This window comes from Actinopolymorpha sp. B11F2 (assembly GCF_040195635.1).
In the GTDB taxonomy this organism is placed as follows: Bacteria; Actinomycetota; Actinomycetes; order Propionibacteriales; family Actinopolymorphaceae; genus Thermasporomyces.
On record NZ_JBEFTX010000005.1, the window covers coordinates 289226 to 302621 of the forward strand.

General features: G+C 69.6%; 11 protein-coding genes. 4 read left to right on the top strand and 7 right to left on the bottom strand.

Features of this window, described 5'->3' with window-relative positions; translation table 11 throughout:
* The first annotated feature begins 63 nt into the window (after nt 1–63).
* From ABN034_RS12115 to ABN034_RS12125, 3 genes are all read left to right on the top strand, one after another.
* Nucleotides 64–1119 carry an MASE1 domain-containing protein gene (locus tag ABN034_RS12115; protein ID WP_349691099.1) on the top strand — a complete coding sequence of 352 codons (1056 nt, stop codon included), beginning with the start codon at nt 64–66 and terminating at the stop codon, nt 1117–1119.
* A gap of 135 nt (nt 1120–1254) precedes the next feature.
* Nucleotides 1255–1797 carry a sigma-70 family RNA polymerase sigma factor gene (locus ABN034_RS12120; protein ID WP_349691100.1) on the top strand — a complete coding sequence of 181 codons (543 nt, stop codon included), beginning with the start codon at nt 1255–1257 and terminating at the stop codon, nt 1795–1797.
* Nucleotides 1794–2561, top strand: coding sequence for a zf-HC2 domain-containing protein (locus ABN034_RS12125; protein WP_349691101.1), 768 nt, complete (start codon nt 1794–1796; stop codon nt 2559–2561). Before ABN034_RS12120 ends, ABN034_RS12125 begins: the two co-directional genes overlap by 4 nt.
* Before the next feature lie 93 nt (nt 2562–2654).
* On the opposite strand, the gene ABN034_RS12130 is transcribed toward ABN034_RS12125, so the two are convergent.
* The 3 genes from ABN034_RS12130 to ABN034_RS12140 form a co-directional block, all read right to left on the bottom strand.
* Entirely contained in the window at nt 2655–3929 is a 1275-nt protein-coding gene (locus tag ABN034_RS12130) for a flavin-containing monooxygenase (protein ID WP_349691102.1), read from the bottom strand.
* A complete protein-coding gene (locus tag ABN034_RS12135) occupies nt 3929–4930 on the bottom strand; it encodes an alpha/beta fold hydrolase (RefSeq protein WP_349691103.1) in 1002 nt (333 codons plus the stop codon). Before ABN034_RS12135 ends, ABN034_RS12130 begins: the two co-directional genes overlap by 1 nt.
* A 177-nt stretch (nt 4931–5107) precedes the next feature.
* Nucleotides 5108–6775 (bottom strand): LuxR C-terminal-related transcriptional regulator, encoded by a 1668-nt coding sequence (locus ABN034_RS12140; protein WP_349691104.1) that lies wholly within the window; start codon nt 6773–6775, stop codon nt 5108–5110.
* Between the two features lie 531 nt (nt 6776–7306).
* Between ABN034_RS12140 and ABN034_RS12145 the strand changes: the two genes are divergently transcribed.
* A complete protein-coding gene (locus ABN034_RS12145; protein WP_349327413.1) occupies nt 7307–8977 on the top strand; it encodes a glycine/sarcosine N-methyltransferase in 1671 nt (556 codons plus the stop codon).
* Between the two features lie 331 nt (nt 8978–9308).
* Here ABN034_RS12145 and ABN034_RS12150 read toward each other — a convergent pair whose 3' ends face one another.
* From ABN034_RS12150 to ABN034_RS12165, 4 genes are read right to left on the bottom strand one after another with little or no spacing between them, the layout of a single operon-like run.
* A complete protein-coding gene (locus tag ABN034_RS12150) occupies nt 9309–10376 on the bottom strand; it encodes a LacI family DNA-binding transcriptional regulator (protein ID WP_349691105.1) in 1068 nt (355 codons plus the stop codon).
* A 4-nt stretch (nt 10377–10380) separates the two neighbouring features.
* A complete protein-coding gene (locus ABN034_RS12155) occupies nt 10381–11151 on the bottom strand; it encodes an SDR family NAD(P)-dependent oxidoreductase (RefSeq protein WP_349691106.1) in 771 nt (256 codons plus the stop codon).
* 58 nt (nt 11152–11209) lie between these two features.
* Nucleotides 11210–12313, bottom strand: a complete 1104-nt coding sequence (locus ABN034_RS12160; protein WP_349691107.1) for a zinc-binding dehydrogenase — start codon at nt 12311–12313, stop codon at nt 11210–11212.
* Nucleotides 12310–13395: a Gfo/Idh/MocA family protein gene (locus tag ABN034_RS12165; protein ID WP_349691108.1), complete on the bottom strand. Its 1086-nt coding sequence runs from the start codon at nt 13393–13395 to the stop codon at nt 12310–12312. Before ABN034_RS12165 ends, ABN034_RS12160 begins: the two co-directional genes overlap by 4 nt.
* Nucleotide 13396: the final 1 nt, after the last annotated feature.

Genomic DNA, 13396 nt, shown 5'->3' on the forward strand with positions numbered 1-13396 from the left:
GTCCCTTTGTGGTGGCTTTGGAGAAAGCAGAGGCCACAAGAAGCTGGCGTACAGTTAATCGTCGTGGTAAGCCAACGAGCGTTCCGCACACATCTGGTCACGGTTCTCGTGATGGTGGCGCTCGCCGGGGTCTATTTCGGAACCGCGCTGCTCGGCGTTCTGCAGGAGTTCGGCTCGGGAACCCTGCGCACCATGTGGCCACCGACCGGTGTCGCCCTTGCCGCGCTGCTGTTGTTGGGTCTTCGGATGTGGCCGAGCGTCGCGCTCGGTTCATTCCTCGTCAACCTCATCGTTCTCGACCATCCACCGTTGGTGTCCGCCGTGATCTGTCTCGCGGCGACCCTCGGGATCGTCCTTGCGGTCCTCCTGCTCCGCATGGCACATTTCCAGAACGGATTGGACCGGCTACGAGATCTGCTCGCCCTGGTATTCCTGGGCGCGATCCTGGGAACGTTGGTGAGTTCGGCGATCTCGGCCGGGACTCTCTATCGCACCGGTGCGCTGCCACCGGAGACTTTTCTCACCGAATGGTTCCTGGACTGGACGAGCGCCGCGGTAAGCGTCCTCGTCATCACACCCTTCATCCTGGTCGTGAGTCGACTGAGGTGGCCGCGACAGCTCCGGCTTCGCCGGGCCGCGGAGGCTTTCGCGATGCTGGCAGTGGCCGCGCTGGTGACACTTGCCGCCGTGCATAGTTCCACCGAACTGTTGTTCCTGGTGTTTCCCGTCCTCATCTGGGCGGCCGTCCGCTTCCAGCTCGCGGGTGCCAGCGCGGCCGCCTTGATCACCACGATCGTCGTGTCCCACGGCGCCGTCGGTGGTTTCGGGCCGTTCGCCGGTGGCGACGAGTTCACCAATCTCCTCACCATCCAGGCCCTGGACGCGTCGTCCTCGCTGACCGCACTCGCCCTCGCAGTGACCATCGCGGAACGCGACCGGGCGCACTGGGCGGTCGAGAACGCGGCCACCCAGCTGGCGAGTGTCGTTCACCAACTCGATCACCGGCTGCGCCCACGACCGCTCGCACCTCAGGTGCGCGCCATGGCGGACCAGCGGGAGGCTGAAGCCGGCGCCGCGGCCAGTGGCGAACCCACGTCCAGCGTCGCGGACCACGGCTGACGGCGACGATCTCCTCCGACCACCTGCGGTTCTGAGCACCATCTCTGACGCCCCCTCGGGGCGGTCGGATCGCCATAGCGGTCCGTACAGGGCGATCAGTTGAACGCTGCATCACCGGGCGACGTAGTGAGCAGCATGACGAAGTTCGCGGCGCGGGAGGAGGCTCTGGTCCGGGCCCTCTACGCCGAACACGGCGAGCACCTGCTCGGCTACGTCCGCGCCCTGGTCGGCGGCGATCTTCGCAAGGCCGAGGACATCGTGCAGGAGACGCTGCTGCGCGCCTGGCGGCACTCGGCGAAGCTCACGACCGATACCGCCCGGCCGTGGCTGTTCCGGGTCGCGCGCAACCTCGTCGTCGACGGCCACCGAGCCGCCACGCGGCGTCCCCGTGAGGTTCCGGCCGAGCTGCCGGGCGAGCCGCCGTTCGAGGGCCTCGCCCAGCGTGAGGGTCCCGATGACATCGACCGGGCACTGCTCGCCTGGCAGGTCGCGGATGCGCTGAGAGCGCTCACACCAGCGCACCGTGAGGTCATCGTCGAGCTCTACTTCCGGGACAGGTCAGTGGCCGACGCGGCGGCTGCCCTGCGCATACCGGCCGGAACAGTACGATCCCGCTCCTACTACGCCCTCCGGGCGTTACGTCTGGCCCTGGAGGAACGGGGGGTGACCGCACCGTGAGCTGCACCCACGCGCCCCGGCTGGGGGCCTACGCCCTCGGCGTCGACGATCCGGAGCGTCGTGCGATCGAAGGCCACCTCGCGTCCTGCGCGCATTGCCGCGCCGAGCTGTCCGACCTCGCCGAGGTCGCCGCGATGCTCGTGACCGCGCGGTCCGCCGGCATCGTCGACGCCGGGGTCGGCGAAGCCGGGGTCGGCGAAGCCGGGGTCGGCGAAGCCGGGGCCAGCGACGCCGCCGTCATCGACATGAACCCGGAGAGCGAAGCGGTCGACGACCTGCTCGACCGCATCCTCGCCGCGATCGCGACCGAACGCACCGACCAGGCCGCCAAGGCGAGGGGCGTCCACTGGCGGCGCCGCGTTGCCCTGGGCATCGCCGCGGCGGTCGCGCTCGGCGGTTCCGGCGTCGGGGTGGCGGTGGCGCGTGGCGAGCTGCTGACACCGGACCAGACACAACTGGTGGCCGGCCGCTCGGCGTACGGCGTCACCGCCACCACCAGCGTGCGCGACGAGCCCTGGGGCACCCGGATCGACATGACCCTGCTGGGCCTCCCACCACTCACCTCGTGCCGCCTGGTCGCAAAGTCCCACGACGGCCGGACCGAGACCGTGGCGTCGTGGCGGGTGACGTACGACGACGGGCTCGACGTCGAGGGCATGAGCGAGTTCCGCGCAGACGAGCTGGCCGAGCTCCAGGTGATCGACACCGCCGGTCGCCGCCTGGTCACGGTCGCGGCCACACCGATCGAGAGGCCGGAGCGATGAGAGTACACACGTCCCGGCGCCGGCTCTCCCGATGGCGGCGGCGACGGTACGCATGATCGCCACTACGGAGCCCCGCCGGTGTGGAGCGTCAGCTCACCGACCGGCGTTCCGCGCCACGAGGTGGTCGACGATGTGGGCGGCGTCGTCACCTACGCCGGCCAACACCGACGACGGCTCGGAATGCAGCCAGGGCAGCCCGACCGCGTAGAGCCCCGGATGGATCGTGACACCTCGCTCGTGCCGCGGATAGCTCCATTCGTCGAGGATCGGGAGGTCGACCCAGCTGAAGTCGAGCTGGTAACCCGTGGCCCACACCACGGTAGTGACGCCAGCGGCGTCGAGGTCGAGCTCGGTCACGGTCTCCGGCGTGAGGTCGTCGTACGGCGGACGGTCGTCCGGCGGTGCGTCGATGCCGGCGGCGTCGATGTAGGCGTCGAACAGTGGCCGGAACTCCTTGTCGAAACCGGTCTCGGCGAGGACGAGCCGCTCGGCAAGGTCGGCCGAGAACCCGACCGCCGATCCGGACGCCCGCTCCAGCCGTCCGTACAACCGGATCCCCCGCCGGGCGAACTGCCGCAGGCTGATGTCGTGCCCGCCGTCCTTCCCGGACAGGTGCGGGTCGCAGCCGAATCTCGCCGCCGGCGAGGGCAGGTCGGCGACGGTCGGGAACGGCACACCCACCTCCGCGCCGTGCAGGAACGTCTGCATCAGCCACCAGACGACGTCACGTCCCCGGTAGCGCCGCGGAGCGCTGGGACAGGTCGAGACGGCAAGGTGCACCTCGCGACCGGCGTCGTACAGCTCCTCCGCGATCTGCGTACCCGACTGTCCGGTGCCGACCACGAGCACTCCACCGTCGGCGAGCTGCGCCGGCCGGCGGTAGTCCTGGGAGTGGATCTGCAGGAGATGCGGTGCGAGCTGCCCGGCGACCGGTGGGACCTTCGGCACCGGGTAGGCGCCGGTGGCGAGAACGACGTTGTGCGCGAGGAACGTCGTGTCGTCGGTCTCCGCCACGAGCCCGCCGTCGACGGCGGCGAGTCGGCGTACGGAGGTGTGGAAGCGGACGGGCGCGTGGAACGACGCCGCGTACTGCCGGAGGTAGTCCACCACCCCCGCGCGCGGCATGAAGGCGTCAGGATCGGGGCCGTCGTACGGCATGCCGGGCAGGACCAGCGTGAAGTTGGGCGCGACGAGACAGAAACTGTCCCAGCGATCGTGCCAGGCACCGCCCAGTGTGTCCCGACGCTCGACGAGCAGGTGCGGGACACTGGCCTGGGTGAGCCAGTAGCTCGTGGCGAGTCCTGCCTGTCCGGCCCCGATCACCAACGTGTCGACGGTTTCCTGCGTACGAACGGACGGCTGGTTCATCACGCGCTCCTGACGACGCTCGGGGCTGCGAGTGCGGAACGGAGCGCCCCGAGGAACTTCTCGGGCGCCTCGACCGCCGGGTCGTCGCCGCAGTCATCGATGACGTGCAGCGGCCAGCCGTACCGTTCGCTCACCGCCTGGGCGACGTGGAGCGGCGTCGCGAGGTCCTCGCGACCCCAGACGAGGGTCGTCGGGACACTGATCCGCGCCAGGTCCTCGGCCGGGATCGCCGGTCCACCGAACGCCGCCATGAGCGCGCGCAGGCTCGACTGCACGCTCGGCGTCTGCGCGCGGTCGACGTTGTACGCCCGGAAGTCGTCCCAGTGCCCGCCCAGCCGGCTCTGGAGCGTGTCGAGGTCGAGCGCACAGTGCTGCCACAGCCGGTCGTGGGAGCCAGGTGTGGGTTGGCTGAGGAAGTCGTTCAGAGCGACGCCGAAGTCGGGCGCCGGATCGAACGGTACGAGGCCCAGCGCGTCGACGAGGACGAGACGGTCGAGCCGGGGATCAGAGCCGCTGGCGCCGGTGTCTGCGCTTCCTCCGCTTCTTGCGCTTCCTGCGCTGCTGTCTGTGCGGTTTCGACTGCGGTGGTCGGCGGCGAACCGTGCGGCGATCGCACCGCCCAGGGCGAACCCCACGAGCGTGGGCGGCGACGCGCAGGTCCGGCCGATCAGGTCGAGGAGCCAGTCGAGCACCCGGTCGGCGTCCAACGGCGCACCGGTTACCTCGGTGGCACCCTGGCCGGGCAGGTCCGGCGCGATGACGCGACGGTTCGCCACGAGGTCGGGGAGCACCCGGTGCCAGTGCGTGGCATTCCCGCCAGGGCCGTGCAGCAGGACGATCGGTGGACCTTCGCCGCCTTCCAGGACGGCGGTGGAGATGTCGCCCAGGTCCAGTCGTCGCTCGACGACGCCGGTCCCCGCGAGAAGCCGCTTCCGAGCCTCGGCCGGCGGGTCGCCGCCACTGGTGGCGGTCCGGCCGGTGGTGTCGTTCCCGCTGGTCATCACGTAGCTCCTTGATCCGTACGCACGCCCACGGTGCGCCTCATCTGCACGCTAGGAGACGGGAGTGTGGTGCCGCATCGGCAGAACCTCGCAGGTCAGCGGCTTGGCGGGGACGAGATGGCGCCGGACGTGGGTATTCCTGCGTACGCCTCGGTGGAAGGCGGAAGCGCTGAGGGGTTACACCAGGTCGTGCTCGTAGGCGTAAGCCGTGGCCGCCGAGCGCGACGACAGGCGCAGCTTGCCGAAGATGTTGCTGATGTGGCGGGCCACCGTCTTCTCGCTGAGGACGAGCTCCTGCGCGATGGCACGGTTGGTTCGGCCGGACGCCACCAGCCTCAGGACCTCCAGCTCGCGAGCCGTCAGCCCGCCCGCGGCCTCCGGGCGGCCGACCGGCGGCGTCTCCCCTTCGGCACCCTGAGGAGGCTCGCTCAGCGCCCGGACCCGCTCGAGGTCCGGAGCGGCGCCGAGGTCCTCGAAGACCGCGCGGGCGGCGTCGAGCTCCAGCTCCGCGGTGTCCTCGTCGCCGAGTTGGCGGCAGGCGAGGCCGACGAGCACCCGGGCGCGGGCGACGTCGTACGGCGCGTCGAGCTGGTGCCAGGTCCGCAGCGCTGGCCGGAGCGCGGCCAGGGCTGCCTCGGCGTCGCCTCCGGCGAGGGCGGTGGCACCCTCGGCCTGCGCGGCCGTGGCGCGCAGGAATGGTGCGGCGACGTCGCCTGCCAGCGTGGTCAGCTCGGCCGCCCCCTCCCGGGCCGCGTCGATGTCGTCGATCGCCAGCATGATCTCGACGTACGCCGCGAGGAGGCGCGGGCGGCGCACGCGTTCACGCTCTGCCTCGATGGCGCGGCTGATCGCGGCGGCGGCCGCGCCGGCACGGCCCTGGGCGAGCCGTAGCTGCGCCAGCCCCGGCTGCGGCGGGCGACCCCAGTGGTTCGCCTGCCGGTAGGCCTCCTCGGCGAGGCCGTACTCGCCGCGCAGCCGGTGCAGCTCCGCCCGCTGGTAGTACGCCGCCCCGGCGGCAGGATGGCCGTGGGGAACCAGGAACCGGTCGCAGGCCTGGCGTACCTCGTCGATGGCGTCCGGCCAGGCACCGTTGACCTGCATGATCTCGGCTCGGTGCACCAGGCACTGCCCGCGGTAGGGCACCAGGTCAGGCTGCGACTCGCACCAGCGGGTCAGCGCGGCCGTCCACTCCCGCGCCCGCGGCAGGTCGAAGATCTCCTGGCAGGCCTCGATCACCGCGCAGTAGACGACCCCGACGACCATCGGCCCCACCTCGCCGGACGTGACCGCGACCATCACCTCGTCGAGCAGCGCGACACCCGCAACCGGGTCGCCGAGTCCGATGAGCGCCTGCCCGCGGCCGAGCCGTCCGATGGCCAGCAGATCCGCGTCGCCGCATCGCTCGGCGATCTCGGCCGCCCGCCGGAAGAGGTCGTACGCATGGGCCGCGTCTCCCTCGTCAAGGCTCCGCAGCGCCGCGGGCACGAGGAGGTAGCCCTGCACAGCGCACACGCGGTTGGCCTCGTCGACGAGGCGCTGGGACCGGGCGAGCCATCCGCTGCCGCGGGCGAAGTCACCGCGCTGGAGGAGGAGGAAACCGAGCCAGAACCCGCAGCGCGCCGCGTCCTCCGGGCGAGCGTCGTCGACATATCCGCGGTGCGCACGCACCCATGACTCTCCGTCACCGTCGCCACCGATCAGGTAGCCCGCGATCGCCAGGAGTTCCAGGTCGTCCGGACCGAGGGGCACCTCGCCGTCGGCCGCGGTCAGAGCCAGGTGCGCCTCGGACCACGCGTGCCGGTCGTAGGCCGCACGACCTCGCTCCAGTGCGTCGGATCTGCTCACGTGCGCCCCCATGGACTGGTGCCGCCACGGGGGTGATCAGGATCCGGCCCGCCGAAACGGCCTCAGCACTTTACCCGAACTCCGGTGGACACCACAGAGGCACCCTCAACGGGTGGAAGGTGAACATCTCGAAAATCGTGCAATGCCGTATCCGGACAGATTCCTTCCAGCCAGCGAACGCGCGGAATCCCCTACCCCACAAGGGGATTCCGCCGCTTGTCTGTACGGTTCTGTACGATGCAACAGACAGTCAATAGACCACTCCGGACATGTGTTGATAAGTTGGGCCCACGTCGCTTAGCTTTGGGCCCGCAGGCCGCGGTTGGCAGAATTCGCTGTGGCGCCCGCGGTCCGGCAACGACGCCGGGCCGATGGCGGGATATTTCCCGAAGCGCGACAGCCAGGCGAGACCCATATTGAACATGGGTCCGAATCCGGCCGAAAGCTGACGATCTCGAGCACCTGGGAGTGCATGCTGTGGCGCGAAAGGTCCAGGACCCTGCCCGATCAGCCACCGACACACACACGCCTTTGCCTGACCAGGCGAACGGGTCTGCGAGTCATGACGAAGAAGGCCAGCAGGAATTCGGCGACAATCCGATCGAGGTGCGCGACACCGACCACTACACGCAGGAGTACGTCACCAGCTTCGTCGAGAAGTGGGACGAGCTGATCGACTGGAAGAAGCGTGCGCTGAGTGAAGGTCGGTTCTTCATCGACCAGTTGAAGGCCCGCAACGTGCGCACCGTCCTCGACGTCGCCACTGGCACCGGCTTCCACTCGGTACGCCTGCTTGAAGAAGGCTTCGAGACCGTGAGCGCCGACGGCAGCCCGCACATGCTGGCGAAGGCGTTCGAGAACGCACGGGAGCGTGGCGGCCACATCCTGCGCGTCGTTCACGCCGACTGGCGGTGGCTCAACCGCGACGTGCACGGGGAGTACGACGCGATCGTCTGCCTCGGCAACTCGTTCACGCACCTGTTCTCCGAGCGCGACCGGCGCAAGGCTCTCGCCGAGTTCTACGCGATGCTCAAGCATGACGGCGTGCTCATCATCGACCAGCGGAACTATGACGCACTGTTAGACGGCGCCTACTCGAATCGGCACACGTACTACTACTGCGGCGAGGAAGTTTCGGCCGAGCCCGAACACGTCGACGACGGTCTCGCCCGGTTCCGCTACACATTCCCCGACGACTCGCAGTACCACCTCAACATGTATCCGCTGCGCAAGGACTACATGCGTCGGTTGATGCGTGACGTGGGATTCCAGCGGGTCGATACCTATGCGGATTTCCAGGACACTCACCCGGAAAGTGAGCCGGATTTCTTCATCCACGTGGCGGAGAAGTCCTATCGCGCGGGAGATGAGATGACTGAGACCTATTCCTCAGCGGTCCACACCGCACGTGACTACTACAACTCCGCTGACGCCGACACGTTCTACGCGGCGATCTGGGGCGGCGAGGACATTCACGTCGGACTCTATGACGACGCGACCACCGATATCGCGGCGGCCAGCAGGCGCACGGTCGACTATCTTGCCGACAAGCTCGACCTCCCGCCGGGTACCCGGGTGCTCGACCTGGGATCGGGCTTCGGCGGTGCCGCGCGGCAGCTGGCGGCGAAGCATGGCTGCCACGTCACGTGCCTCAACCTCAGCGAGGTGGAGAACTCCCGCAACCGCGAGCTGAACGTCGACCAGCATCTCGACCAGCAGATCGAGGTCGTCGACGGGTCGTTCGAGGACCTTCCGTTCGAGGACAACCGGTTCGACGTCGTGTGGTCACAGGACGCGATGCTGCACAGCGGCGACCGTTCCCGTGTCCTGGAGGAGGCGGCGCGGGTCCTCCGCCCGGGCGGCCAACTGATCTTCACTGACCCGATGGCGTCGGACGGGTGCCCACGGGAGGCGCTCCTCCCGATCCTGAAGCGGCTGAAGCTCGACACGATGGGCACGCCGGCCTACTACCGCCGCGAGCTCGCTCGCCTCGGGTTGGCCTCGGTGGAGTTCGACGACCTGACCCCGCAGCTCGCCGCGCACTACCAGCGGGTACTCGACGAGACCACGCGGCAGGAGCCGGAGCTGGCGAGCCAGATCAGCCAGGACTACCTCGACAACATGAAGGTCGGGCTCCAGCACTGGGTGACCGGCGGACGTGAGGGCCACCTCGTGTGGGGCGTCTTCCTCGCTCGCAGCTGATCTGGGGTTGCGATCGCCGCCTGGGCGGAGCGGCGAATGACCACGCTGAGCATGCGTACGGATCCCGGGACTGGTGTCGACACCTGTTGCGGTGCCACAGGCATGCTCAGCGTGGTCATTTTGCGGCTCCCGCAGGGGGGCATTTGCAGTTTGCGCGTGGTCATGTGCGGCCCCCGCGGGGCGCATGTGCGGGCCCCCGCGGGGCGCATGTGCGGGCCCCCGCGGGGCGCATGTGCGGGCCCCCGCGGGGCGCATGTGCGGGCCCCCGTGCCGCCTCACCCGGCGGCGCGCCCCGTGGAGCCTGCCTGGGTACCCGTGACGGCCGGCGACGTCAGCGCGGGGACGCGGTGCTTTCTCGGACGACGAGGCTGGTGGCGAGCTCGATCCGGATCGGATGGTCGGCGTCGCGCTCGGCCTTCTCCAGGACGGTCCGGGTGGCGAGCTGGGCCATCTCCGACAGCGGCTGCCGGACTGTGGTGAGCGGCGGCCACAGTACCTCGCAGAGTTCCACGTCGTCGAAGCCCACGACGCTGAGATCGTCGGGAATGCGCAGCCCGCGGTGGTACGCCTCGGCGTAGACCCCGCTCGCCTGGACGTCGTTGCCGGCGAAGATGGCGGTGGGCGGGTCGTCCAGGTCGAGCAGCTGAGCGACGCCTCGACGACCACCGTCGGCGAAGAAGTTCCCGAACCGCACCAGCGACTCGTCGATCCCGATGCCGGCACGCCGCAACGCGGCCCGATAGCCGTCAAGGCGTTCTTGACTGCACAGCAGCTCCGGAGGGCCGGTGACGATGCCGATCCGCCGGTGGCCGAGTTCGACCAGGTGCTCGGTGGCGGCCAGCCCACCGGCCCAGTTGGTCGCACCGACGCTCGGGATCGCCGGGTCGAAACCACCGACCGGATCCACGAGGACGAACGGTGTGTGCATCGCCGCCAGTCGTTCGGCTGCTGCGGCCGGAAGCCGGGACACCACCAACACCACGCCGTCAGAGCGGCGTGCGGCAAGGGTCTGCAACCACGGACGCGCGTCAGCGTTGCGGTTGTGCGTCGCGGTGATGACCAGCCCGGCGCCGCCCCGGTGCGCCTCCTGCTCTGCTCCACGCAGGACCTCACAGGCCCACGGCGAGGCAAGCTCGGTGATGACGAAGTCGACCAGGCCGACCCGCTGACGCGGTCCCGCGCCACGCCGGCGATAGCCGGACTCCGTGAGCAGTCCCTGGATCCGGGCGCGCGTGGACGGTGCGACGTCCTCGCGGCCGTTGAGCACCTTGCTCACCGTGGACACCGAAACCCCCGCCTCGCGGGCGATCTTGGCGATCGTGACCATCGCCTTCGGGGCCGGCGGCCCCATCGTCCCAGGGGTGCCCATTGCCTGAACGGCGTTCGACCGCTCGTCCATACCGTTAGATCCAGCCACCGTCAATCACCCACATCTGATTCGTACACATCCGGCTGTCGTCGGCCGCGAGCCACAGGACGAGGCGGGCGACGTCGGCCGGTACCAACTTGTCCTTCAGGCACTGGGATCGCGCGATGCGTTCCTCGGCCTCGGGTGTGATCCAGGTCCTCACCTGGCGTTCGGTCATGATCCAGCCCGGCACCACGGCGTTGACCCGGATGCCGTCCGGGCCGAGGTCGCGGGCCATCGCACGCGTGAGCCCCTCGATGGCGGCCTTCGCCGTGGCGTACGCAGGAAGCCCGCCGAACCCGCCGCGCCAGGTGATGGAGCCGAAGTTGACGATCGAGCCCCCACCGGCCGCACGCATCATCGGCGCGACCGCCTGCATGGTGAAGAAGTGCGGGCGAAGGTTGACGGCCATCTTGTCGTCCCAGTACTCAGGGGTCACCTCGTCGACCGCGTGGCGATCGTCGTTGGCCGCGTTGTTGACGAGCACACGGATCGGACCGATCTCCTGGGCCGCGTCGGCGATGCACCCCTGCAGCGCGTCGATGTCGCGGATGTCGCAGACCTCGAAGCGGGGAGTGGGCGAACGCTGAACCGCGACCTGCTTCGCGAGCGCGGCGCCCGCGTCGGCGTCGATGTCGACGAACGCCACCCGCGCACCCTGTGCGGCGAACTGTGAGACGAGTTCGGCGCCGATGCCGGTGGCGCCGCCGGTGACGAAGACCGCACGGTCGCGCAGGCTGGGGTAGCTGGCGTACTCAGCTGGCACGGGCACCACTTCCTTTCTGCAGGTCCGGCCTCTCAGCAGACTCGCCCTTTCTGCAGGATCAGCCCTTCGGCAGGATCACCGCGCGCCCGACCGCTCCTTCGACGAGCGCGCGATAGGCGTCGTTGACACCGGTCAGGGGGTACGCCTGACCGAGCAGGTCCTCCAACGGAAGCCGGCCCGCCTGGTAGAGCGCGAGCAGTTTGGGGATGTCGGTCAGTGTGTTGGCCGAGCCGTAGAGACTGCCGATGACCCGTTTCTCCTGCTGGACAAGCTCGTTGAGCGGCACCTGGAACGTCGCGCCGACCTTGCCGAGTCCGATCGCGACGACCGATCCGCCGGTACGCAGGCAGGACAGTGCCTCCTGGATCGTCTGCGTACGGCCGATCGCCTCCAGCGCCCAGTCGACGCCGCTGGGGCAGATGTCGTGGACGGCGGGGACCAACTCGTTCGTACTCACGTCGATCGTGTGGGTCGCCCCGAAGCGGGTGGCGAGCGCCAGCTTGTCCGGCACGACGTCGGCGACGATGAGCGGGTGCGCGCCGGCGAGCTTCGCGCCGATCACGCTGGAGAGCCCGACACCGCCCGCGCCCAGCACCAGCACGCTCGCTCCCGCGGCGTTGCCCACCACGTTGAGCACGGCGCCCATGCCGGTGATGACCGCGCAGCCGACCAGCGCGGCGATCCGGAACGGGATGTCGGTGGGGACGCGGATGACCGACTGCTCGGCGACGACGCAGCGTTCGGCGAAGCAGGACACTCCGAGCAGGTGTTTCACCTCCTGCCCGGAGTCGAGCCGGAGCCGGGTCGTGCCGTCGAGCAGTCCACCGGTCGCCTTCTGGATCTTCGCGGACTCGCACAGCGCGGGACGCCCCTCGGCGCAGAACCTGCACCTCCCGCAGCGGGGGCGCCACATCAGGACGACCGCGTCGCCTGGGCTGACGGTGGTGACGCCGGGGCCGACCTCCTCGACGATGCCGGCACCTTCGTGACCGGGTACGGCGGGTGTGGGACAGGCGAGGTCCCCGGTCATGTAGTGCAGGTCTGTGTGACAGACTCCCGCCGCCTCGACCCGGACCAGCACCTCGCGCTCCCGGGGGGCATCGAGCGTGACGTCCTCGATGGCCAACGGCCGGCCTGGTTCGTAGAACACCGCAGCCTTCATCGCGCCCACGCCTCCTGGCTGGTCGTGACGGAGTCCTTCGTCCGCACGGACTCGCCGATGGCCAGGCTGATCAGGTGGTCCTGGCAGGCCTCGGCGAGCGGATAGGGCGGCGGCGCCTCGTCGCGGCACCACTGCGCCGTCTGTTCGAGCAGGGACGCGACGGCGATCTCGTCGTCGGCCAACCGCGCGCCCTGGAAGGCGTTGCGGTAGACGACCCTCCCCTCGAAGCTGACGTGGTCGAGGTCGAAGCCCTCGAGGTTGAGGTCGATCCCGGACTGCCGGCGGACGAGGAACGACTCGACGGGCGTCGTCGGGTCGGCCATGCGTACGACGCGGTCGTCGACGATCTCGCCGTGTGAGCCGCGGACCACGATTCGCCTGCTGCGCAAGGGATTCCACCACTGGTTCTCGGTGAAGTCGTAGAGCCCGACGGACCCGGCGAAGTCGAGCGTCGCGAGCGTGGTGGCGAGGTCCTGCGGGGTGCTGTCACCGGTCCACCCCGCGGGCGTCAGCGGGTTGACCAAGGGAGCTGAGAACGCCTGCGCCGAGACGGTGACCGGCGCGAAGCCAACGCCGAGCAGGTGTCGGATCATCGACACCGCGTGGTAGAGGTGGGTCGAAGAGACGTGCGCCGACGTGGCCCGGCCGATCACACCGTCGCGTACCAGGGCGAGTCGGGCGGCGTGGCCGGGATAGGAGATGTACTGCTCGGCCACCTGGACCAGACCGGTCGCGCCGACCGCCGCCCACAGGTCCCGCAATCCGTCCAGGTCCGGTGCTGGCGGGGTCTCGGCCAGGACCGGCATGTCGAGCGCCACCAGGTCCCTGGTCGCCTGCGGCGTCACGGCCCACGGCACCGACACGATCACGAAGTCCGGCCGGTCGGCCGCCACCAGGTCCGCGATCGTACGAATGGTGCGTACGCCCCACTCGGCCTCGACCTCGGCGCCACGTTCGGCGGTCCGCGTCACCACACCGGTCACCTGGAACCGCTCGGGCATCAGCCGCGCCAGGCGTAGGAAGAACGCCGAACGCCAACCACTCCCGACGATGCCGTAGCGCGCCGCGGTTGCGGGACTCACC